A 24,240-nucleotide genomic window follows, 5' to 3' on the forward strand; every position below is an offset into this window, starting at 1 on the left:
ACTATTCTCCACCCATATTCTGCGTCCAAACCTTCAGCATTGTTTGCCAAAAAGCGTTGATGTATTGAAGCTCTTCTTGTGACTGACCGCTTAACCGAAAATCTGCTAAACGCTGCAGCATCAACTGCACCACTTTCCCCGAGCTAATAAAAGCATTATCTTCATTCCTTTGAACCCAGGTTTCTACCGATCGCATCGCTTGATTAATTAACCGCTGCGTATCATCAATCGCCTTGTGCATTTGAACCTGATCTTCAAAAGGAGTTAATTGACTAACCTTATCCGGTGCTTTCTTAACTGACTGCCACCATTGTCCAGTCGCCTGCCAATACAAATTAGCAGCCTCAGAGCCGACAACCAATTGGCTATTAGTCATTTCTGTCCACTGATCAGCAAGATTTAATAAAAAATTTTCATCCAAAGTAAGATAAGCAAGGCCCGACTGTTGAATAAGTTGCTCTAATTGAGCTTGCATTTTATTTGGTTGAATTATCATCTAATCCCCCATGACTATAAAAGCGAACGGCTTTGATGGCTCGCTGCCACCCTTGATAGCGTTGGTTAGCATCGGTTGCCGACATTTTCGGTTGGTATTGTTGCCCAGCATGACTCAAACTCACTAACTCTGCTTGATCTTCCCAAAAGTCAACCGCTAATCCAGCTAAAAAGGCTGCCCCGAGGGCCGTCGTTTCTTCAATTTGGGCGCGAACAATGGTCGTTTGTAAAAGATTGGCTTGGAATTGTAATAAGAAGTTGTTTCGGGATGCTCCACCATCCACCGCTAGACGTGATAAAGGTAATTGGGTTTCCTTAACCATCGTATCAACCACATCCCGAGTTTGAAAGGCAATGGCCTCCAAGGTTGCCCGAATGATCTGAGCGCGACTCGTTCCCCGAGTTAAGCCAAACATGGCACCGCGCACTTCTTGATCCCAATATGGAGCCCCTAGTCCCGTAAATGACGGAACTACATATACTCCACCGGTGGATTCCGCCTCGGTGGCTAATTTCTCTGAATCACTGGCATGTTCAAAAAACGCTAGACCATCTCGTAGCCATTGAATAGCCGATCCAGCCACAAAGATACTACCTTCTAAGGCATAGTTAATCTGTCCATTTAAACCGTAAGCGATTGTCGTTAAGAGACCACTTTGGGAAAGCGTTGGCTTTATCCCCGTATTCATAACGGTAAAAGCTCCTGTTCCATAGGTATTTTTGACATCACCTTGTTGAAAAGCGGTCTGACCAAATAATGCAGCTTGTTGATCCCCCGCAATTCCTGCAATCGGAATTTGAACGCCGTAAAAATGATAGTCACCAGTATAGCCAAAGATCGCCGATGATTCTTTCACGGTCGGCAACATGGCTCGCGGAATATCTAAGAGATCCAAAATATCCTGATCCCAGTCTAAATCATGGATATTAAAGAGCATGGTACGACTAGCATTGGTGACATCCGTAGAATGAACTTGCCCCCCTGTAAAGTTCCATAATAGCCAAGAGTCAATCGTGCCAAATAACAATTCACCCCGTTGGGCTCGCTCCCGAGCGCCTTCAACGTGATCAAGTAACCATTTAATTTTGGTAGCGGAAAAGTAGGAATCAATAACTAAGCCAGTTTTTTGATGAATTAATTCAGTATAGCCATCCGCGATCAATTTTTCGGCCAAGTCACTGGTTTGCTTCGATTGCCAAACAATGGCATGGGCAATTGGCTGCCCAGTTGCTTTATCCCAGATAACGGTAGTTTCCCGTTGGTTCGTGATCCCAATGGCTGCAATTCTATATGGTTTAATCTGGCTCTTGATCATCACTTCCGAAACTACAGATTGAACACTGTCCCATATTTCGAGGGCATCATGTTCGACCCACCCTGGTTTGGGAAAGTATTGCGGAAATTCTTGTTGGGCGATGGCCACTTCTTGCCCCTGATGATCAAAAATAATAGCCCGCGAGCTAGTGGTCCCCTGGTCAATCGCTAGAATATATTGTTCGTTGTTCACTGGTCTGCTCCAAGTCATAAAAGAAAGGCTAGGAATAACTTCCCAGCCCCTACAACACTAAAATATTAATCATTACTTGCCGTCGGCCATTTTGCCAGCAACACTGTAACGATCTTTCCGCATTTCATTTAAAACAATATGAACCCGATCAGCAGGAACATTAGCGTTCTTTGAAATAGCTTCTGTAACATCCTTAACAAGGTTGCGTAATTGTTCGTCAGTCCGACCTTCAATCAAATCAATGTGTACTAATGGCATAGTTTGCGCCTCCTGAAATTTACTATCAATATACCATAAATCAGTTATCTATCGCAATTTGATTTCTTAATTTGGTTGGCTTAAGGCCTGGCGAATCGCTACCACATCGCGATGATGTTTAGCTGTAAAGATCAGACGGTCACCATATTCAATCACCGTCGTCCCATGAGGAGTAATCCATTCTTTGCCACGGCGAATTCGACTAATCGTCATCTTATCAATGAATGGCAAGGCCATTAACTGTTGGCCAGAATACCGATGATCCCGAATTTCGACTTCAAAGATTCCGGCTTCATTGTCCTGCAACATTTGAATTAGAGATGGTGACTCAATCCATTCCCGCAAGAAAGTTGATTGAACCTGATAGAGATTAAAGACTTCAATTCCCGCTGCAGCCAATTTATCAAACACCTGATCAAGATATTCACGATTTTGGAAGCTAGTAATGACACGGGCATTACTGTGCTCCTTTGTAGCTAATGATAACTTGGCATTCAGCTTATCATCACGAAAACCGTATACGATTACATCAGCATCTAAAAATCCTTGATCCAATAGTTTATCAGCCGAAATCTCTTCAATTAAAGTTAGATTATCAAATTCACTATCATAAACCTGATAGTTCTCTAACTTATTGGTGACCATCCGAACATCATACCAATTACTGGATAACTGCTGAGCGATTGGAACGGTCAAAATATTGGTCCCAATAAAAACGACCCGCTGTTTGATCTTGTCAGCTTTTTCTAACTTAAAAGTGCTATTAAAAATGATTGGCGAAATGATACATACCACAATCGCAGCTAAAGTCACCGCATCAGATTGGGTGGCGCTAATCATCTTGAGATTTCGTGCAACCTGAAGTGATGGTAAAACCAAGGTAATCGTTGTGACAGTTAAAAAGGCTGCCGCAAAAGAATTACGGTTGGAAAATTGACGACGGAAAACCAAGAAACTAAATATTTTGGCCAGAATGAAACTTGCCACCATTACCGGAATTAAGGCAAGCGCATTGGGATTCGCAAATAAAGAACGTAAATCCAACTTCACCCCGGTCATGATAAAGAAAATAGGAATAAAGAAACCATAGCCAATTGATGTTAACTTATCCATCGTGGCTTCCGATGGTTCCAATAATTTCATGACCATCCCCGCTAGGAAGGCCCCGAGAATATTCTCTGCCCCGACCCGTTCAGCGACAATCACCAAAGTAAAAATCAAGAAGAAAGCGAGCCGAATATCCAATTGGGTGGTGGCTTTGGTCATTTTAGCAAACCATAGATAAGGTTGCTTAAACCGATTTAACAGAATAATTGCCACAATTAGTGGTAAGACAATCAACCAGATGCCACGGGCATTGCCGCCATTAATCGATCCATAAACCGTCAGCATGAACATGGGGAAAATTTCACCAAACACAGCTGTTAAAAGAATCGTTTGCCCCACCGGGCGACTTAAAATCTCTTTTTCCTTTAGGGTCGCAATGACCACGCCTAATGCCACTGTGGTAAAGATAATCAGTGACAAGAATAAGTCCGTAAAGAGACCCGTAAACTTTAAAATGGTGGCAATGATTAAAGCCATGACCACATTCATCAAGAAAGCGCCAGTCGCCATTTTGACAGGGTTAGCCCCTGACTTGGGTTTTTCCGCTCGTTTAAATAAAGAAAAATCAATTTCCATCCCCGAGAGAAACATTAAAATAATCACACCGAGCGACGATAAAAGGGTTAAGCTACTGTTGGTCTGGACCCAACCAAACCCACTCTGACCAATTAACATCCCAATCACAATTTCTGCAATGGCAGTGGGCACGGCGGTAACATTAAACCGAGCCATTAAGATTGGGACGGCTAAAGCTACTGCCATAACTATGAAAATAGATAATTGCATCTTTTTGCTACCTTCTCTAAAATTAATATCAAATCTTATTATAACGTATATATCTGAGGAAACCTAAATGAATGAATTATCTGCTTGTACTAGTATTTTAATTGGGAAAAATGCCACGATTGACCATTCCATCATTATCGGGCGAAACGAAGATTCAAAATCCTCCTGGCCAAAACACTTTATTGTTCACCCTCATGGTGGTTTACCAGCCGAATTTATCTCAAAGGATACCGGGGTAAGGATTCCACTGCCCCAGCCATCATATCGTTATTCCGCCACTCCAGAATGGACAGATCAAGCAGGACTATTTGAAGAGGATGGCATTAACGAGTTTGACGTTGCCATGAGTGCCACTGAATCAGCCTATTCTAATGACTTAGTTTTAAGTGCCGATCCCTATGTTGAAAACGGCATTAACGAAGAAGCTATGGTTACCCTAGTGCTCCCATTTGTTAAATCAGCACGGGCTGGAGTACAACGATTGGGCGATTTAATCGCTCAATATGGAACGGGTGAAACGAATGGTATTTTGTTTGCGGATAACGAGGAAGCCTGGTATATGGAAATCGGGTCTGGTCATTACTGGGTCGCTCAACGAATCCCCGACAATGCCTATGCCGTCGCGGGCAATCAATTAGCCATTCAAGAAATTGATTTTAATGACTCGACTAATTTCATGTACCATCCAGAGATCGTTAATTTCGTTAACCAACATCAACTCAATCCCCATCCCGGCACTTTCAACTTTCGCCAAATTTTTGGAACGGCTACTCCTGCTGATGCTATTTATAGCACACCGCGAGTATGGTATGGTCACCACTTATTTAGCCCTCAAGCAGCCAAAGATGAGCATCCAGAAGATCAAAACCTGCCCTTTATCATGCGACCAGAAAAACGCTTATCTATCTTGGATGCACAAAAATATCTTAATTCTCATTTCCAAGGGACCATTTATGATCCACTCAATGGCCCAGATCAAGTCGCCAGTCGTCGCTATCGACCAATTAGTTTAGCCAAAACGCAAGAATCTCATCTCTTACAAATGAATCGGCCGAGCGCAAATCTGCATTGGCTATCGATGGGCGTGGGGGCGCAAAGTAACTTTATTCCCTTTTATAATGGATTAACGCAAACCCTCCCTGCATATCAAAAAGGAAGCCTACCAGCTTCCTTGGATTCTGCTTATTGGGTCTATAAACACGTCGGGGTCCTTATTGACCACAACCTCAAAATAGGCTGGCCCTTACTGAATGAAGTACAACAAACCGTAACAACACAAGCATTGACTTTTATTCATGAAATGGATCAATTGCTAAATACCACCCCGATTGAAGAACATTCATCATTGATCAACGAACGGAATAATCAATTTGCTGCTTGGACCTTAGAACAATATCAAAAGTTAGCGATGCGCTTATTAACCGACTTAACAGACGATAGTCCCTTAAATTTCAATACTGATGATAATCTTTAATTATCATCGTAACCAACTAATTTTTTGTAAATTGGTAAGTCGATGACATGATTAATCGTGCCACCACTAGTTAGGGTCCCATTATTTGATTGAACAATCACTGCATTTTGCCCGTCAGCCGAAATCTCAACAGCGGTATCGACCCCAGATTGGCGCCCATGCATATGGTAGGTGGCCTGATTTTTGATTAATTGTTGACCAACATGATAAAAGCCGGCCGTATAAGTAGTTCCTGACAAATATTTACTGGAGTACAAGTCTTGAGCATTGCCAGTACCAATTAATTTTCCGGATAACATGGCAGCTAAAACTTTGTATAAATCTTGACCGGACATTGCGATCGTCCCAGCACCAAAGGACATATACTGATTGGTTTTCCCTAACTTGCCGGCAGCCTGATAATGACTTAAACCACGATTGTAATATCCCTGAGCGACGTTAGAACTGAACTTAGTGACAAAACTATAATTCTTAATTCCTAACGGCTTAGCAATCACTTGTTTAAAATACTGCTGATAGCTTTTTCCAGAAACCTGTTCGACAATGCCCGCCAGTAAATTATAATTAAAGGACGAATACTGCCACTGACCAATCTTGTTTGTCTGAATAGTTGCATGGGAGCCCAGATAATTTAAATAGGCCTGTTGGCTCTTAAAGGAATGCAATGAAATAGTTGATGAGACTTTCAGCCCAGAAACCATATTCAGTAACTGGCGCAGGGTTACTTGATCAGCATTCTTTATTTTGGGATAGTATTTACTTAACTTGTCATTTAAGGTTAACTTCTTTTGACTGGCGAGCTTGGCAATCATTTCGGCGGTCATCGACTTTTGAATTGAAGCAATTTGATACTGATTTTGGCTACGGTTAGGTTGTTTTTTTGCATAATTGGCATAACCACGACTGGTTTGAATGATTACCCGACCGTTTTTGACCACCGTAATCGTCCCCGAAAAGCCTTTTTGCTTAACCAATTGGTTAATAGTCTGTTTGATTGTCTTGGTTGAGGCAGCTTGCGCCTGTTCCCAGCATCCGAACCCGACCACCAAGAGTGTTAAAATAAATAAACCAATTTTCTTTTTCATATTTTAAATTCCTCTGCCCCCATCATAATGAAATCTGCATCGCAATTCATGAAGTCGATAAGTTTTTTTATTGAAGTTCATGAATCTTAATTTACAGCTTTAAAAGCAGCCGGAAGGTCATAACCATCTGGCTGCTTTTTTCGATCATTTAACGGCTATTATTCGTGCCCCGATTAGTATCCATCAGATATTGTTCAATCATCTGGATGATCTGACGATTTTGTGGCAGACTTGAATGTTGCGCATTATCGCCGGAAACCGTCAAGGTCGTATATGACTTAGCCTGATTCTGGTAAACATACTTTCCGGCTTGAGCACTCGCTTCCGGAACTAAACCATCCGAGGTAAAGCTCTGCGTCCCGATAATGGCAAAGACATTTAAATCAGTGGGAATTTTACGCCGATTTTTGATGAAATCACTTAACATTTGCGTTGGCCGTGATGTGGATGTTTCATCAAAGTTATAAGGGGTCCCGACAGTCATCAAGGTCTTTAGCTCAATCTGATCGCTATAATCTGCATAATAGGTTTCGATCCACCGGGTCCATATTAATCCCCCATTGGAGTGGCCAAAGGCCTTGAAGTTATTAAAATGATATCGCGTCGACAGGCTCTTAAAAGCCTGGTTCAACATGGTGGCCTGCTTTTTAATATTAGAATAGCCATCATGATTATTTTCGAAACCCACCACAATGATGGGCTCCCGATCGTTTTTATTAATTTTCCCCGAATACTCCAGTTTCCCGTTATTTTCAACCTCAATCTTTAAGAGACTATGTTTCCGATTAGTGTCCTGGTTTAGTAAGGAAACTAAGGAATTAAAACGGTTAATTGAGGCCGAACTCCCCGGAACCATGATAATTGGGGACATCCGAGAATTATAACGGTCATACATCACCTTATGATTCGTTTTCGTCCAAAAATAAGTCGGAATAAAGAGCATGATTAAAACTAAACTAACCATGGTGATTATTAACCGATTCTTTTTTCGACTATTATTTTGATCTGAAAAGAGTCGTCGCCATTTCATTGCTGGTCCTCCTTTAGATCAAGTTTGATAATCTCATTTTGCATTTCAATATAGATTCGGACAACTGGTAAATACATAATGATATCTAAGCAGAATAATAAAATTGCAAAAATCACCGAAGCCCAGTTCCCGTTAGTTCCAATAAAAGACACCAAAAAAGTCGGCGTTCCATTAGGATAATCAAACACTGGGGTTGGAATTAAATGAATCATAACAGCCCCCGCCGCAATCAGCATGTTGATGGCTGGAATGATAATCATCGCCAGCAAGAAAATGGGGTTTAAAATTACGGGCAAGCCAATGAAAAAGGCCCCGCTATTATTAAACAAGACGGGAATCATATTCCAACGGGCGACCCGTAAATTCTCTAATCGCCGACTCACCAATACAAAAGCAATCAATAAAGCTAAGGTACAACCGACCCCGCCAAAAACTGCGTATGAAGAATATAATTCAACACCAGATAAAGGATAAGGAACATGATACATGGAATGATGGGATAAGACATAACTTAAATTAGCGTTCCATTCTGCTGAATCTCCGGTTGTGAACCACGTACTAGTTGGGTCATAAAGTCCCAACCATTGTAAAAGACTGATCAGCATCATAACCAATAATTTTATAATGAAGTGCGAATCACCAGCTCCCCAATCACTCAAGGCCGTAATAACACTATCGCTAATGGCAAAATAATTAGCAAGATTCATCCCAACTCCTAATACGATCCCAATAATTAACGAAACTATAATCGGTTTTAGATTCCACTGGGCCCGACTTTGAATCTCAAGGGTATGCGGATTATGCGTTGCTGAAGTTGCTGGGCTCAACCAGCGAAAGACTTGGCCAATCAAATAACCAATGGCTAGGGACAACAAGAGATTCTGTAAAGACAACATTCGCCAATTTAAGGAACTATAAAAATTCCCGGTCCGATTACTAGCTTGATAACTGGCCATCAGCATCACGACAATACCCGTGACTCCAGCAAGCTGTTTGGCACGCTGATATAGTTGAGCGGTATAATAAGCCGCCAAATAAACGACATAAATGCCAATAAAGCCTAAGAGAATATTTTGAATAAAAGTTGCCACGAGCCGAAGTGGTCGTAACCAAGTCGTACTCGTCCAGTTTGCCAGGTAAAGAACATTATATAAAAACCCATCTGGTTGTAATAAGTTCGTATTAATGATTTGAATCCAAATGCCAATCAAAACAAAAGGAAACAAGGTTGCAAAGGTCCGATAAGCAACGCGAATAAACGATTTCCGTCGATAGGCAATTGCTAGATCTAAAATTCGTTTTTTCATTTATCCAAGTCCATATTATTAATGAAGCGATTTTTGAAATGCTTGATATTGTTCTCGATACCGATATTTCTGATTCATTTGATCAAGTAGTGGTTGATTATGGGTATCCACTCGACCGGTATCAATCATACGTCGGTATAACTCTAAATATGGAAGTTTAGCCACAACCGCCCGCTGATATTCAACTTCCCGATCATAATAAACGTGGCGATAATTTAGACTAGCTAACCCGTAATCATCGATTTCCATAATTAAGTAGTATGCTCGCAGATCCCTTTGTAATTTCTCATGATGATTAAATGGTTCCCCGACTGAGCCCGGATTTAAAATGATTCGTTCATCACTTCCATAACGCAAGAGTTGATGGTGAACATGGGCATAAATTGCAATATCAACCTGCAAATCAGTTAATAATTGATCAAAATTAGTCACGTCGTTCGTTGGAAATAAGGCCTGACCTAAATTTTTATCTGGCAAATTATGACTTAGGGCAAAATTAAGTGGGCCAACCGTAACTGTTTGATGGAGCGGCCATTTTTCCATGATCTTAACCGCACTCGCGCCCCCTTGTTCGGCCACATATTGGCCTAGTCGGGCAAAGAAAATTCGCGACGGTTTAGTTAAGTACCCCTCACCGCGACTTGTATGAATAGCTAAATCATCCCAGTTTCCACGCACACAAAGACTTGGTTGCATTTCTTGCAGTAAGTGCCAAACTTCCATCACGCCGGGGCCTGGCATTAATAAATCACCTAAAAACCAATATTGATCCACGCCCTGTTTTTGGCTATCTTCGTACATCGCTTGGAGCGCAGTTAAATTTCCGTGAACATCCGCCAAAACGGCAATTTTTTGCTTCATCTGATCACCTCATTCTATCCTAATTTTATCAGTTTTCATCTAGTTTTCAATTTAAGAAAATTGCTCTTTTCTTCTAAATATATTCGGTGTAAAATTTGTGGTGATTGTGACTAAGGAGATTAGCATCATGGAAACTACACTAAACGAACAAACCCCTGAAGGTTGGCATCAAACTTTCATTACCCTTTGGATCGGCTGTTTCATCACCGGAATGGGCTATTCGATGACCATGCCCTTTCTTTCCTTATTTATTGCTGAATTAGGTAATTTTTCCCGTTTTCAACTCAATATCTATTCAGGGCTAGCCTTTGCGATCACTTTTCTTTCCCAGGCGGTCATTTCACCCTATTGGGGATCATTAGCCGATCAAAAAGGACGGAAATTAATGTGTTTACGGGCCTCTTTTGTCATGTCGATTACCATCTTTCTAGTTGGTTTTGCGACTAACGTCTGGGTCATAATCTTACTCCGCTTTTTACAAGGTCTTTTTTCTGGGTATATTTCAAATGCCACAGCCCTGATGGCTAGCGAAACCCCCCACAGCCGCTCTGGTTGGGTCATGACCTCCATGATGACTTCTGGGGTGACGGGAAATCTAGTGGGCCCCCTGCTCGGTGGGACCCTTTCGGGCTGGTTTGGTTACCGAATTCCTTTCTTTATTACTGGGATCTTAATGTTTTTAACCTTTTTAATCACTTTCTTCTTAGTTCACGAACATTTTTCACCAATTAAAAAAGAAGAATTAAAACCGCTGAAGGGCATCATTGCTGAACTACCGAACGTCAAAATTATCGTTATCATGTTTTTTACCACCATGTTTGTTCAAGCTTCCGTCATGTCCATTGATCCGATCGTCAGCTTATATGTAAAAGAATTGATGCATGGGCAAGGTAATATTTCCTTTGTCGCGGGAGTCGTGGCAGCTACGCCAGGACTCGGAACGCTCATTGCTTCTTCTAAAATTGGCCATACCATGGATCATATTGGACCGCAAAAAATCTTAATTATCGGTTTGGCAGTGGCTGCTGCCCTATTTGTCCCGATGACTTTTGTTTCTTCACCTTGGGCGTTAGCCTTCTGGCGTTTTATCCTCGGCCTTGCTAATGCCGCCCTGTTACCGGCGGTGCAGACTATTTTAACCCTAGATACTCCCGCGGATGCCTTTGGTCGAATTTTTTCTTACAACCAATCATTTCAAGCCGCTGGATCCGTTATGGGATCGCTGGCTGGTTCAACTATATCGGGAGCCTTTTCATACCAAGCAGTTTTCATCGTGACGGGGATCATGCTGTTGTTCAATTTTATTCTCGTAATTTTCAATCGCACCAAATCATTATCATGATCTAATTAGGAAGCCTGGTCGTCAGGCTTTTTTTGCGCATTAGTCTGCTATAATATAAATATCTTTAATTTTAAATATGAAAGGATGAACTTCATTTAAATGAACGTTGATATCACTAGTCCGATTGTCCTTGTGATAATTATTTTTATTTTAGCCATCGCTGCCTTATTCACCTTAACGGAGTATTCTCTAGTTAAGGTTCGTCCAACCGAATTAAAAGAACTACCCCAAACGCGGAAGGTCAAAAGTGCCCTTAAAATGATGGATCATTTGACGGAGTATCTTTCAACTGCCCAAGTTGGGATTACGATAACCTCCTTGGTTTTAGGGTGGATCGGTGAAGGTTACATCACCGCATGGTTAGAGAAATTAAACATTTTCCCTAAAAATGTCAGTGAGGGAGTTTCTTCGGTGATTGGGATCCTGATCTTTACCTTCTTACACGCTGTCTTCACTGATTTGGTACCAAAGAATATTGCCATTGACCAACCGGTTAAAGTGCTTTTATTCATTGTTAACATGACGCGCTTCTTCCACGTGATCTTCTACCCATTAATTTGGATTTTTGATCGGGTTGCCATCATGGTGACTAAATTACTCGGCTTTAATGCCCACCCTGATGAAGATATTTATTCTGAAAACGAAATTATTTCGCTTTCCAAAGAATCTGAAAAAGCGGGAGAATTAGATCGTGAAGATGTTGTCTTTATGCAACGTGCCTTTAAGATGAATGATAAAGTCGCCAGTGATATTATGGTCGACCGTACCCAGTTAACGGTCATTGATATTACCGATACGATTGCCGATGCAGCACAAATCTATTTTGAAAAGAAATTTACGCGGATGCCCGTAGTGGCAAATCATGATAAAGACCATATCTTAGGTTATATTTTCTCTTATGACATCATGCGGCAAAATCAAATCAATCCGCAACAAACTATCCGAGTGATTCTTCGACGGATGCCAATCGCTTATGAAAGTCAACCAATCACCGATGTTTTACAATTAATGATGCAACGCCAAGTACCAATTGTCATAGTCCAAGATGAATATGGTGGGACTTCAGGGATCATCACTGATAAAGATATTTATGAAGAACTTTTCGGGACAGTTGGTGAAGAAATTGATCATATTTCAGACAGTATGATTGAACAATCGGAAACCGACTCACAAGGAAATCCAACCTATTTGGTTTCGGGTAAGATGCCGTTAGATGATTTTATGCGGTATTTTGAAGTTCAAATCCCTCAATTTGAAACTGTTCAAGTAACCACGCTAACTGGTTTCTTTCTGGAGCAACAGTATGACATGAAGGTTGGTCAACCAGTGCGAGTTGAAGACTTCTCCTTTACCCCTACGGACATTGAGAACCAATATGTCAACGAGTTTAAGGTTACCCATATCAAACCAAAGAAACAAGAATCCGAAAATGATGGTAATGAGCATTCATCAGATAATGATGATGAAGTTAATGAATAGTCAAACCGGGAGTAGTGAAATTTCACTACTCCCGGTTTTTTCTTTTCTATTTACTGTAGAGCTAATTTTAATTGCAACCAAATTGCTTGCCCCATTAATTGGCCTCCATATGGCGATAAATGTAAGTTATCCCCAAAGTCAACTGCTGGTTTACGATTACCTTTTTCATCAGTTATGGAGCCACAAGCATCAATGACCCAAGAATTAGATCGTAACCACACATTTAACGACTTTCTCACTCGATCAATTTGTATTTCATCCGTAGTCCACGGTCCCGTCTTCCTAGGAAGTCGAACCGGTGGCAATGTTAAGATCTTAACTTCACTCTGCCGACTTTCAATAATTGACTCCAAGTCACGGTAGCCAATTTTTAAACGATCTAGTGACGGTATTTGCTCCATCCCTAGCGGATTATCGAATGGTACCAGCAAATCATTAGCTCCGATCGAAACTAAAGTTAAGGAAGGTTCATATGGCCGATGACCGAGTTGTCCATAGCGGTGTAGCAAACTTAACCCATAGGTTCTTTCTGGATTTTTATTCTGGGGAGCATCTGTTAATAAACGATTGCCTGAGATGCCAGTCACCAACCAAGTTATTTGTTCTGGCTTTTCAACAATTGTTTTTTTGAATAATTCAGCCGCAACCATTCCGGTTTCAACAAGCGAATCACCGGTAAACTCAATTACTTGCGGTTGCGCTTGAGTCCAAACTTCCATCATGGAAAGTGAGACCCAGCCATGACCATGTTGCCATCGATCATTCAATGGTGGTTGATGATTAGCATGACGACCCATACTAGCATTCACCCAAGTAGGATCATAGGTAACCGCAAAGTCACAATAAGTTTGCGCTTGGTTTGCAATGACCATAATATAAACTGCTCGACCGGCTTGTACTGTAAAATCAACCGGATCAGACACCTTCGCTTGGCCCACAGGAATCATCAATTCAGACTGATGATTTATAGTTACCTGGACCGCATGATCAAAATTGTCATTATCGGCAATTAGAATCTGATCAAACTTGAGGGTTTGCGAGCCATAAAAATTCGTAAAAGTTAAACGGAGCTTACTTCCTGATAAGAATGAGGTAAATTTTATAACCTGATTTAATTCGGGATATTGAAAAGCCATGGCCCTTAAATCATGTGTTAATTGATAATATCCGCTTTGCCACTGCATTAAAGTTCCCTCCTAACCTACCCTAAAAACAAAACGGCTCCTGAACATCTTCCGATCTTCGAGGAGCCATTTTTTAGATAGTAGATCCACTATTACACTATTCTTGAATTGTTAGTAACTGAATAACTTCATCAGTATCACTACCAGCAAAGTACTTTTGTAAGTCAAGCTGGTTGAGTACTTTAGTCATTGCTTCTGGACTATATTCAACTCCAGTCAAAGCTTCTTCGACTTCGTGAACATCTCCAGTTCCAAAGAAATCACCATAAATTTTCAGATTGGCAATTTTTCCATGCTCAATCAAGAACCGTGCATCAATGGTTCCACTAGTGAAGTGACGACGCTTCTTAACCGTAAACTCTGGTGACCGACCGTAAACCCAGTCCCAATTTTTGTACCACTTATTTTCAATTTCATCAATTGCAGATTCATCTGCAGCCGTTAATTGATATTCATTGACTTGGGCATCTTCAATTGAGTCAACTTTCCAAATTCGCTTGATTAATTCGTCACGGAATTCTTCTGTCGTTAGATTTTGGAATTCTGGTCGTAAGTATGGTCGAATATTCGTAACCCGAGACCGAACGGATTTGATTCCTTTTGATTCAATCTTATCCTTCGGTACTTGCAGTGCATCCGCTACGGTATCGGTATTAACATTGTACATCAGGGTTCCGTGAGAGAAGGTTTTCCCGTGACGGCTGTACATTGCATTTCCCGAAAACTTTTTACCGTCGATCGTGATATCGTTACGACCATTAACTTCAGCTCCAGTTGCTCCCATATCATGAAGAGCATCAACTACTGGTTTAACCAGTTCGCCAAAATCACCAAATTTAACTTGATCAGCTGGTACTACGAAACTAAAGCACATGTTCCCCATGTCTTGATACATGGCACCACCACCAGACAAACGTCGGGTAATCGTAACATGATGTTCTTCGCAATACTTTTGATTAATTTCTTCCAAAGTATTTTGATTACGTCCCACAATAATACATGAGTCTTCAATGTAGAACAACATGAACGGTGGCTTAATCTGATCACTATTCATCAAATATTGTTCAGTTGCCAAATTCCGTCGAATATCATGAGACTTCATTGCTACGTATTGCATAAAATCACTTCACTTTTTTTATTAAATATTAGTTGGGTAACCTAACGCTACGTCAGCGGCATCCATAACTGCTTCAGAGAGAGTTGGGTGCGGATGAATTGTCAAAGCAATATCTTCAACAGTGTTACCAGATTCAATTGCTAAGGTTAATTCAGAAATCATATCTGAAGCGTTGCTTCCAATAATTTGAGCACCAACAACTTGTTCGTTATCCTTAGTGAATACTAAGCGAACAAACCCTTCATCAGAATGCATTGAGACTGCCCGACCGTTGGCACTGAATGGGAACTTAGCAGTTTTAACATCCAATCCTTCAGCCTTGGCTTGGTCAGCAGACAATCCCGTCGTTGCGATCTCAGGATCAACATAACATACAGCTGGCATTGCCCGGTAATCAACTACTGAGCTTTGTCCGGCAATCGCTTCGGCAGCAACCTTACCTTCATAAGAAGCCTTGTGAGCTAAAGCGGCACCCGCAACAATATCTCCAATGGCATAAATGTGTTCAACATTCGTCCGCCCTTGTGCGTCAACCTTAACAAGACCACGATCAGTAGTTTCTACCCCAGCAATATTTAATCCAAGATCATCAGTGTTTGGTTTCCGACCAACAGCTACAGCAACATAGTCAGCTGTAACGGTCTTAACTTCACCATTTAATTCGTATGATACTTCAACACTATCACCATTATCCTTGGCTTCCTTAGCCATTGCACCAGTAATAATGTCAATACCCTTCGCCTTAAAGCGCTTCTCAATGATCTTAACCATATCTTTTTCATAAGCGCCTAAGATGGTATCAGTTCCTTCAAGAATTGTTACATGGCTACCGAAGTTAGCATAAGCAGCTGCCAATTCAGAACCGATGTAACCACCACCGATAACAACTAATTCTTTTGGTAAAGCTGGGAGAGCCAATAACCCGGTTGAATCAATGACCCGACCACCAAACTTAAATCCTGGAATTTCAATTGGATGACTACCAGTAGCTAAAATTAAGTTTTTGAAGGTGTAAGTTTGGGCACTGTCATCATTAATTACCCGTAAACTATGGTCTGACTTCATGAAAGCAGTCCCATGAATCACATCAATCTTGTTCTTCTTGAACAAGTAGGCAACCCCGTTACTCATCCGATTAACAACTTGCTTCCGGTATTCTTGAACTTTGTCAAAATCTAACTTAACATCACCAGTTTCAATTCCCCGGTCAGCACCATCTTTTGCTGTTAAGTATTCATGTGAAACTTGGATCATCGCCTTAGATGGAATACAACCAACGTTAAGACATACCCCGCCAAGAGCATCATAACGTTCAACCACGGCAACCTTTTGACCGAGTTCAGCAGCGTGAACAGCTGCAACGTATCCACCAGGACCTGAACCAACTACGATTGTATCTAAATCAATTGCGTAATCACCAACAACCATTTAAATCACCCTTCCATTAACAACAATTCTGGATCTGCCAACAATTCTTTCATCCGGTTCATGGCCCGTTGTGCCGTAGCACCATCAATAATCCGGTGGTCAACAGTTAGTGACAGCTTCAAGACCCGTGCCACTTCAACATGATCTTCAACCACAACTGGTTCAGATGAAATTTTACCCATTCCGATAATCGCTACTTCTGGCCAGTTAACAATTGGGGTAAAGTGACCACCACCGATTGAACCGATGTTAGTAATCGTCATCCCAGTGTTACTCATGTCAGCTGAGCCTAATTTACCATCCTTAGCCTTTTCAGTATTAGCTGATATAGCCTTGGCAATGTCAAAGAGGCTTAAGCGATCAGCATGCTTAACGTTTGGAACATATAAACCATTATCAGTGTCGGTAGCAATTCCAACATTGACGTAGTCACGATAGTGGATTTGCTTGTTTTCCATATCAACTTTAGCGTTAAATTCAGGGAATTCACGCATAATAACCGCTAAGGCCTTCGTCATGTAAGCCATGAAAGTCAAGTGAACACCACGTTCAGCAGCCAATTCCTTGTACTTCTTCCGGTGATCCCAAAGTTTGTCAACAACCACTTCGTCAAAGACCGTGATCATAGGAATTTCATGACTAGCAGTGGTCATTGCCTTAGCAGTTGCCTTCCGAACTGGTGACATCTTTTCAGCGTGTTCTGGCCAACCTTCTGGTGCGGTAGGAACCGCCATTGGAGCTGGTTCAGCGGCTGGAGTTGGAGCGCTCACTTCAGCTGCTGGAGCTGCAACCGGAGCACCGCCAGCTAAGAAGGCTTCGACATCGCTCTTTAAAACCTGGCCATGACGACCAGTTCCAGCAACTTGGTTAACATCAACTCCGTTGTCACGAGCGAATTTCCGAACTGCAGGCATTGCTAAGACTGGTAAGCTATGATCAGCAGCCACTGGTGCAGGAGCAGCAGGACTTGCTGCTGGAGCTGGTGCAGGAGCACTTGGTTCGGCAGCAGCTGGAGCAGCTTCTTCAGCCGGAGCAGCTTCTTCAGCTGATTCATCAACGTTCCCTTCGCCATCAGCAACTTCTAGTTCGATTAATGGGTCACCAACATTAGCTAATTCACCTTCAGGAACAATAATCTTGGTAACAGTACCAGCAACTGGTGATGGTAATTCTTCAACCGACTTATCGTTTTCAATTTGGACAAAGTCTTGATCTTTTTCAACTTGGTCACCAACGGCCACATGCCATTCGCCGACCGTTCCTTCGGCCATCCCTTCACCAACGTCTGGCAACTTAAATTGATATTTACTACTCATTACTCGTTCACCTCACTAGAAATTAACTGTCTTTTTAACTTCATCAATGATGTCTTGCTTGTTAGGTAACCAAACACCTTCGGCATCACTAACTGGGTATGGAGTATCTGGTGCAGCCACCCGACCAATTGGTGCGTCTAATGAGAGAACTCCTTGTTGGGCAATTAAGGCCGCCACTTGACCACTAACCCCACCTTGGAGTGGTGCTTCTTGAACTAATACTACGTGCCCCGTCTTCTTAACGGTTTCTAAGATGGCATCTTCATCTAATGGTGAAATTGTCCGTAAGTCCAGCACTTCCACATCAATGCCTTCTTTAGCAAGATCTTCAGCCGCTGCTAAACTTTCCCGAACCATGTATCCGTATGTAATGATTGAAACATCTTTACCTTCACGTTTAACCGCTGCCTTGTCCAATGGAACTGTGTAAGCTTCATCAGGCACTTCTTGACGGAAGGAACGGTAAAGCTTTAGGTGTTCAAGGAAGAAGACTGGATCATCAGAACGAATTGATGAAATCAGCAATCCCTTTGCATCATATGGATCAGATGGAACAACTACCCGTAAACCAGGAATTTGAGCTAACAAACCAGAGAAGTCATCCGAGTGCAATTCAATCGCGTTAACCCCACCACCATAAGGTGAACGAATGGTAACTGGGTATGTCCGTGACCCAGAGTGACGGAAGCGTTGACGTGCCATTTGACCAGCAATTTCATCAAAGGCTTCGAAGATAAATCCACTAAATTGAATTTCAGGAACAGGACGAAGACCTTGTGTTGCCAAACCATTAGCTAAAGCAATGATTCCTGATTCAGCTAAAGGCGTGTCGTATACCCGATCTTCACCAAATTTTGCTTGGAGACCATCAGTGGCCCGGAAGACACCACCGTTTTTACCAACGTCTTCACCAAAGACTTCGACATTTTCATCGCGGGCTAATTCTTCATCTAGAGCATCAGTAACCGCTTTAACCATTGTAATTTTAGCCATGATTACTTGGCCTCCTTTTCTTCATACTTCTTGATTTGCTTTTGGATGGTAGCAGGAGTATCAACAAATTCAAACTTCAACATTTCTGATACAGTTTGAGCTGGTTGTGATTCAAGTTCCTTAACAGCTGCATCTACTTCAGCATTCACTTCATCAACGTATGCATTTTCTTGTTCTTCAGTCCAAAGGCCTTTCTTGGTTAAGAAGTTACGCATCCGTTCAATTGGATCTTTTGCATGCCATTCAGCTTCTTCATCACTTGAACGGTAACGTGAAGGATCATCACCAGAAAGGGTGTGAGCACCATAACGGTAAGTTAAGGTTTCAATTAGGACTGGGCCATTGCCTTCAGCAGCGTAATCACGAGCTTGCTTTACAGTTGCATAAACAGCTAAGGCATCCATCCCATCTACTTGGAAGCAAGGTAATCCAGCGGCAACCCCTTTTTGAGCCAAGGTAGGAGCAGCGGTTTGCTTTGCCCGTGGAACTGAAATACCATATCCGTTATTTTGAACAATGAAGACTGCTGGAGCATGGAAGGCACCTGCAAAGTTAATACCTTCATAGAAGTCACCTTGAGAAGTACCACCATCACCAGTGTATGAATAAGCCACGTTCTTAGTACCCTTCTTCTTTAACCCTAGGGCAATCCCAGCGGTTTGAGCATATTGAGCACCAATAATAATTTGTGGTGGAAGAGCCTTTAATTCTTCAGGGAACTTAGTCCCGTTGTAGTGACCCTTTGACCACATAAAGGCTTGGGCTAATGGAAGCCCATGTTTAACTAATTGTGGAATATCACGATAAGCACCAGCTAAGAAGTCATCCTTTTCCATGGCATAATTTGATGCCATTTCACTAGCTTCTTGACCTTGTGTAGGGGCAATAAAACCTAACCGACCTTGACGATTCAACTTGGTTGACCGGTCACCAACAACCCGTGACCAAATCATTTCTTTAAACAAATCAACCAATTGTTCATCAGTCAAATCTGGCATTAAGTCCTTATCTACTACTTCACCATCTTGACTTAAAACTTGAAATGGTTTTTCGTCGCCAGTGTAGTACTTAAGACTTTCAAAGTCTAACTTTTTCATTATCATAACCTCCTATAAATCCCTGTATTACAATAATGTTATCGCTTACAAGGATATTGTAGCACATCAAATCTATTTGTAAATTTTGAGAATAATTTCACATAAAATTGGACGGTATCTAGTGGCCGTAAGTGTTACTCACATTTTTTCGTAAGCCCTTACAAAAAATTTACTAAAATTTTTGAAAAATCTGCAAAATAAAACGAGAGTAAGCCCCCTAAACATACTCTCGTTACTAATTTAAATTTTTACTTAAAGACAAAATTAATCAGCACAATATAAGCTACAGTCCCTAAAATCAATGAGGTGAATAAACTGCGCCATATTAAATGAACAATCACCGTTACGATCCCAGCAATTAGATCCGGTAAACCATGACTAGCCCCTAGCCAATTAACACTGCGATAACAATAGACTACCAACATTGCCATAATGGCGGGCGGTAAAAACTTTCCTAAGCCATCAATATATGGTGACACATGCCCATTTTGATCCCGAAAAAGTTTAAAGGGAACAATTCGAGTCGTCATATTGGCGACGGCCGCAATTAAAATTGTTGCAAGTTGCTGAATTAAAGTCATTTGTTACCCCCTGCTCGTCTTTGTAATCGTCGATAAATCCAAGTATATTCGATCACCATTAACAACAAGGCCAACAAGAGAAAATAGGTTTGCCCAATTGCTAAAAGACAAATCGCTGTAATAATAAACCCACTGATAGAACTAATGTGATTGCTTTCTTTTAAGATCTGTTCGAGGGCCAAAACAATGAATAAAGCAGTCATAATGAAATCCAACCCATTAATTTGAATAGCCAATTGTTGACCTAACACACCACCGAGTCCGGCCCCAAATACCCAGGCCAAATAATCATAAATACTAATGTATGAATAGACTAATTGCTGGTCTAAATGTTCGGGCACTTCCACTTCAAGGTTAACGGCAAAGGTCTCATCCGATAAGCCTAAAATCTGAACCCACTTTTGCCAACCATGACCATGATAGCGATCTAACATGGCGATGCCATAAAAAAATTGCCGAAAACCTACTACCAATGTAATTAGCAAGACGGTAACCGGAGCAAACTTTAACAAAAGCATGTTAGCAATCAAAAATTCGACCGAGCCCCCATATATCGTCGCGGCCATTAATAACGGAAACCACCAATCAAAATGTAAGTTATGCATATATAATCCATAACTAACCGCCAAAATGACATAACCAATCATGACTGGAAATGATTTCTTAAAAGCATATTTCCATTCCAATTCAATTCCCTCTCTCATTAAATCTTTATCTAATGTTAATGTTGAAAATTGTACCATATTCCAATAATCGGCGATATAGCTAAATTGTAGTTTTCTAGTAAATAAAAAGGTTTAGCAAAAGCGATCAAAATTTGCTAAACCAGATTGATTAGTTATTTTCACGAATATTCTCGTAGACAAAGGAAATTTCATTGGGCCGGTAAACCCCGTGGAGGGTTCCCACCCGATGGAAGCCATACTTTTCAATTAAATGTTGCATTGGTGCATTATCTTCATGCGTATCAATGCGGATTGATAAAATTTCGGGACGTTGCTCTTTAATATAATCAATTAAAGCTACAAACAAACCAGAAGCATAACCATGACCTGCATGCTCTGAATGGATAGCTACTCGATGAATGACCACATATTGATCCGTTTCAATTTCCCATTGACCATCTAAGGCATCATAGGTTTGGTCCGGGGCTGGAACCATCGCAAAGGCTCCAACTGTTTCATGATCATCTGAATGGACTAAATAAGCATAGCCATTTTCGATATCTTCCTTGATATGATCCCGATTAGGATAATCGCCTTGCCATTGGTCGATGCCCCGTTCGGCCAGTTGGTTCCGTCCATCTTTTAGTATTTCAATTACTCGCTCTAGATCATTCAAGTGTGCTTGTTCTAAATGCATCATTTTTCTCCTCTCTCATTAGACAGTTTTTCCAATTTATCACACTGAATTACAAATGAGCAAGTTTTAATGATGATTAGTGATTGCTTACAAATTAGACTAAGGAACTAGAAATGATTTAGCATGATGAAAAATCACTTTTCACCATTACGAATAAACTTAAAGACAGTTGAAGATGAAAGTTCCGTCTCAAATTGATATCCCGCTACTGAAAAATCCTTCACCGCCTCAATCGTAGTCACATTGCGCTCTACTAGATCACGTACAAAAAAACCTCGCGCCTGTTTAACGGCGGTTGATGGTTGGGTTAACTTGCCATGTTTATCCGTTAACAACTCAATCGTAATTAAATGATCGTCGGTTTGTAAGTATGGACTTATCGCCCGACTATATTCTTTGGAAGCTAGATTAAGCACGACGTCATGGTCTTCAAATAGTTTCTCATATAGTCGTTGTCCCCAAAAATGATACAGATCTGGTCGCGCTTGAACTGATAAACTGGCCTTCATTTCTAAACGATAAGGTTGAATTTGGACGAAAGGGGCGACTAGTCCATATAATCCCGAAACGATCCTTAATCGGTCTGCTAATCGTTCTAATTGTTCCTCAGTCATTAAATCAGGTGCCATCGCTTGATATTGAATCCCTTGGTAAGTTAAAATCGCGGGACTCCCTGGTGCATCTATGGATAATTGGTGCGTCCACTCATTTGCTTCCTGAGCAACCCGATCGCTACAAGCCCATAAATTCTGACGTTGCTGATCGTTCAATGCTTGTAAACTATTGATAACTTCACTAGTAGCTTTTGGAAATAATAATTCTTGTTGTAAACTCGTGAAATTTTCCCCTGGTTTCATTTTCATGGAAGGCGAAATAAAATATTTCATCATAGATTCCTCTAATTATAAAAAGGTAGGACTACTTCCTACCCTTCTGATCTTTCTTAGGTTTTGATAAATTAATCTCGACTGATCCTGATGGTGGTACAGGCGGTCTTAAATCTTCAGTATAGGTTCTCAGCCATCCCGTCAATAACGGCAAGCCAATCACGACCAAAATGGCAATGATCAAAGCTGGACCCGTCATCCGTGTTAAATAGATCATCCAAAGACTAGTCCGATAACCAGCTAGATACCAACTCATCCCACCGGCCAGTAGGATCGACCAAATAAATTGTAAACTACCACTAAAGAGACCTAGTGAAATCAATTGGTTACGGTTTAAATGAACATTTAGTGGAATGTGACGTCCCATGATTAACCACATCACTAAGGCTACTAGAATCATCACTAATCCCATTAACCAGCCCCCAGGATTGATGATCAAGCTAATAACCAGGCCGATCAAGGCCACTATACTCCCAGCCAGCTCACCAAGTGCAAAAAAAGCTGATAAACCAATTAAACCAATTAGCTGAAAATTGATGACTAGACCGTTAGCAAAAGCAAAGTGCCATTGAAATTGGCTTAAAATTATCATTAACAGTACTAAGGTAATCGCAATTAAAGTGTGTTTTTGAAGTATTTTTAACATTATTGTAGTGCTTGTTTATCGGTATCTTGCATCCAAACAATGGCTAAGGCTCCTGATCCTAAGTGGGTACCAATTACTGGGCCAAAATAAGTTAAATCCCAGCGAATATCAGGATACTTACCCTTTAAGTCAGCTAACCATTCCTCGCCAGCAGTTTGCGCATTGGCATGAACCACCATTGCACGAACTGGATAATCTAATTGCTTTAAATCATCCGCGAAAATCTCTTCACACCGTAACTTGGCCTTTTTCATAGAACGGACTTTTTCAAAGGCTTCAATGGCATAATTTTCTGTATGCATCGTCAATAGCGGTTTTATTTTTAAAAGGGAACCCACAAAGGCACTTGCATTTGATAAACGGCCTCCCCGGACCAAATTTTGTAAATCATCAACAACAAAGACATTATTAAAGGTATCGCGATATTCGGATAATTTTTTGATAATGTCATCTAAATCATCATGTTGCTCAGCTAATCGCGCTCCCTCAATCGCTAATTCTCCCATCATCCGAATCGTCAAGTGTGAATCAAAGGGAATGATTTTGATGGTATCAGCAAGTTGCTCAGCTAACTGAGTAACGGTTGCCATTAAACCAGAAATCGCACTGGTTAGGTGAATACTGATAACGGCATCATAACCAGCTTGCGCCAAATGCTCATAAGTTTCCATGAGGACCCCAATTGATGGCTGGGAAGTACTAGGAAAAACATTCCCTGTTTTTAATTTGGCATAGAATTCATCATTGGTGAGGTTAACGCCTTCTTCATACACTTGATCACCAAAAATAACCGGAATCGGAACGACCGTAATCTGATATTTTTCAATTTCGTCGGGTTCCAAATAAGCCGTACTATCGGTTACGATAGCAATTTTCATATATCTGCTCCTCCGTCGG

23 protein-coding genes are annotated in these 24,240 nt (G+C 41.2%); 3 read left to right on the plus strand and 20 right to left on the minus strand.

All coding sequences use genetic code 11. From position 1 onward, the window contains the following. Position 1: 1 nt before the first annotated feature. The 4 genes from PS3_RS08365 to PS3_RS08380 all read right to left on the minus strand — a co-directional run bounded on the left by PS3_RS08365 (position 2) and on the right by PS3_RS08380 (position 4,154). Positions 2-496 (minus strand): hypothetical protein, encoded by a 495-nt coding sequence (locus tag PS3_RS08365; RefSeq protein WP_040468746.1) that lies wholly within the window; start codon positions 494-496, stop codon positions 2-4. Further along, a complete protein-coding gene (gene glpK, locus PS3_RS08370; protein WP_007122658.1) occupies positions 477-2,003 on the minus strand; it encodes a glycerol kinase GlpK in 1,527 nt (508 codons plus the stop codon). Before glpK ends, PS3_RS08365 begins: the two co-directional genes overlap by 20 nt. A gap of 72 nt (positions 2,004-2,075) precedes the next feature. Next, a complete protein-coding gene (locus PS3_RS08375) occupies positions 2,076-2,291 on the minus strand; it encodes a 2-hydroxymuconate tautomerase (protein WP_268869372.1) in 216 nt (71 codons plus the stop codon). Between the two features lie 36 nt (positions 2,292-2,327). Further along, positions 2,328-4,154: a cation:proton antiporter family protein gene (locus tag PS3_RS08380; RefSeq protein ID WP_007122659.1), complete on the minus strand. Its 1,827-nt coding sequence runs from the start codon at positions 4,152-4,154 to the stop codon at positions 2,328-2,330. A gap of 67 nt (positions 4,155-4,221) precedes the next feature. Here PS3_RS08380 and PS3_RS08385 point away from each other — a divergent pair, with 67 nt between their 5' ends. Beyond that, a complete protein-coding gene (locus PS3_RS08385) occupies positions 4,222-5,628 on the plus strand; it encodes a C69 family dipeptidase (RefSeq protein WP_007122660.1) in 1,407 nt (468 codons plus the stop codon). Here PS3_RS08385 and PS3_RS08390 read toward each other — a convergent pair. The 4 genes from PS3_RS08390 to PS3_RS08405 all read right to left on the minus strand — a co-directional run bounded on the left by PS3_RS08390 (position 5,625) and on the right by PS3_RS08405 (position 9,911). Beyond that, positions 5,625-6,713: a serine hydrolase domain-containing protein gene (locus PS3_RS08390; protein WP_040468748.1), complete on the minus strand. Its 1,089-nt coding sequence runs from the start codon at positions 6,711-6,713 to the stop codon at positions 5,625-5,627. The genes PS3_RS08385 and PS3_RS08390 overlap by 4 nt on opposite strands. A 148-nt stretch (positions 6,714-6,861) precedes the next feature. Further along, positions 6,862-7,743, minus strand: a complete 882-nt coding sequence (locus PS3_RS08395; RefSeq protein WP_007122662.1) for an alpha/beta hydrolase — start codon at positions 7,741-7,743, stop codon at positions 6,862-6,864. After that, complete coding sequence (locus PS3_RS08400) at positions 7,740-9,050, minus strand: PTS transporter subunit EIIC (protein ID WP_007122663.1); 1,311 nt, start codon at positions 9,048-9,050, stop codon at positions 7,740-7,742. Before PS3_RS08400 ends, PS3_RS08395 begins: the two co-directional genes overlap by 4 nt. Positions 9,051-9,068: 18 nt before the next feature. Continuing rightward, positions 9,069-9,911, minus strand: coding sequence for a metallophosphoesterase family protein (locus PS3_RS08405; RefSeq protein ID WP_007122664.1), 843 nt, complete (start codon positions 9,909-9,911; stop codon positions 9,069-9,071). Positions 9,912-10,038: 127 nt separating this feature from the next. Here PS3_RS08405 and PS3_RS08410 point away from each other — a divergent pair, with 127 nt between their 5' ends. Both PS3_RS08410 and PS3_RS08415 read left to right on the plus strand, forming a co-directional pair. Then, entirely contained in the window at positions 10,039-11,253 is a 1,215-nt protein-coding gene (locus PS3_RS08410) for an MFS transporter (protein WP_040468749.1), read from the plus strand. A 99-nt stretch (positions 11,254-11,352) separates the two neighbouring features. After that, the gene (locus tag PS3_RS08415; RefSeq protein ID WP_040468750.1) at positions 11,353-12,732 is read left to right on the plus strand and encodes a hemolysin family protein; all 1,380 of its coding nucleotides are present in this window, start codon (positions 11,353-11,355) and stop codon (positions 12,730-12,732) included. A gap of 50 nt (positions 12,733-12,782) precedes the next feature. Here the strand turns inward: PS3_RS08415 and PS3_RS08420 are convergent, their stop codons facing one another. The 12 genes from PS3_RS08420 to PS3_RS08475 all read right to left on the minus strand — a co-directional run bounded on the left by PS3_RS08420 (position 12,783) and on the right by PS3_RS08475 (position 24,221). Next, positions 12,783-13,916: an SGNH/GDSL hydrolase family protein gene (locus tag PS3_RS08420; RefSeq protein ID WP_007122667.1), complete on the minus strand. Its 1,134-nt coding sequence runs from the start codon at positions 13,914-13,916 to the stop codon at positions 12,783-12,785. 97 nt (positions 13,917-14,013) lie between these two features. Next, positions 14,014-15,033 (minus strand): lipoate--protein ligase, encoded by a 1,020-nt coding sequence (locus PS3_RS08425; protein WP_007122668.1) that lies wholly within the window; start codon positions 15,031-15,033, stop codon positions 14,014-14,016. A 21-nt stretch (positions 15,034-15,054) separates the two neighbouring features. Then, positions 15,055-16,461, minus strand: coding sequence for a dihydrolipoyl dehydrogenase (gene lpdA / locus PS3_RS08430; protein WP_007122669.1), 1,407 nt, complete (start codon positions 16,459-16,461; stop codon positions 15,055-15,057). Between the two features lie 5 nt (positions 16,462-16,466). Next, positions 16,467-17,777, minus strand: coding sequence for a 2-oxo acid dehydrogenase subunit E2 (locus PS3_RS08435; RefSeq protein WP_007122670.1), 1,311 nt, complete (start codon positions 17,775-17,777; stop codon positions 16,467-16,469). A gap of 15 nt (positions 17,778-17,792) precedes the next feature. Then, positions 17,793-18,770 carry an alpha-ketoacid dehydrogenase subunit beta gene (locus tag PS3_RS08440; RefSeq protein WP_007122671.1) on the minus strand — a complete coding sequence of 326 codons (978 nt, stop codon included), beginning with the start codon at positions 18,768-18,770 and terminating at the stop codon, positions 17,793-17,795. A 2-nt stretch (positions 18,771-18,772) separates the two neighbouring features. Next, positions 18,773-19,867, minus strand: a complete 1,095-nt coding sequence (pdhA, locus tag PS3_RS08445) for a pyruvate dehydrogenase (acetyl-transferring) E1 component subunit alpha (RefSeq protein WP_007122672.1) — start codon at positions 19,865-19,867, stop codon at positions 18,773-18,775. A gap of 248 nt (positions 19,868-20,115) precedes the next feature. Next, positions 20,116-20,448, minus strand: coding sequence for a branched-chain amino acid transporter permease (locus PS3_RS08450; protein ID WP_007122673.1), 333 nt, complete (start codon positions 20,446-20,448; stop codon positions 20,116-20,118). After that, complete coding sequence (locus tag PS3_RS08455) at positions 20,445-21,134, minus strand: AzlC family ABC transporter permease (RefSeq protein ID WP_007122674.1); 690 nt, start codon at positions 21,132-21,134, stop codon at positions 20,445-20,447. Before PS3_RS08455 ends, PS3_RS08450 begins: the two co-directional genes overlap by 4 nt. Positions 21,135-21,282: 148 nt before the next feature. Further along, positions 21,283-21,810 carry a GNAT family N-acetyltransferase gene (locus PS3_RS08460; RefSeq protein WP_007122675.1) on the minus strand — a complete coding sequence of 176 codons (528 nt, stop codon included), beginning with the start codon at positions 21,808-21,810 and terminating at the stop codon, positions 21,283-21,285. A 134-nt stretch (positions 21,811-21,944) separates the two neighbouring features. Continuing rightward, complete coding sequence (gene yaaA, locus PS3_RS08465; RefSeq protein ID WP_007122676.1) at positions 21,945-22,697, minus strand: peroxide stress protein YaaA; 753 nt, start codon at positions 22,695-22,697, stop codon at positions 21,945-21,947. Between the two features lie 31 nt (positions 22,698-22,728). Next, complete coding sequence (locus PS3_RS08470) at positions 22,729-23,343, minus strand: hypothetical protein (RefSeq protein WP_040468751.1); 615 nt, start codon at positions 23,341-23,343, stop codon at positions 22,729-22,731. Then, positions 23,343-24,221, minus strand: coding sequence for a DegV family protein (locus PS3_RS08475; protein ID WP_007122677.1), 879 nt, complete (start codon positions 24,219-24,221; stop codon positions 23,343-23,345). Before PS3_RS08475 ends, PS3_RS08470 begins: the two co-directional genes overlap by 1 nt. Between the last annotated feature and the right edge of the window lie 19 nt (positions 24,222-24,240).

The organism is Limosilactobacillus gastricus PS3, from assembly GCF_000247775.1.
In the GTDB taxonomy this organism is placed as follows: Bacteria; Bacillota; Bacilli; order Lactobacillales; family Lactobacillaceae; genus Limosilactobacillus; species Limosilactobacillus gastricus_A.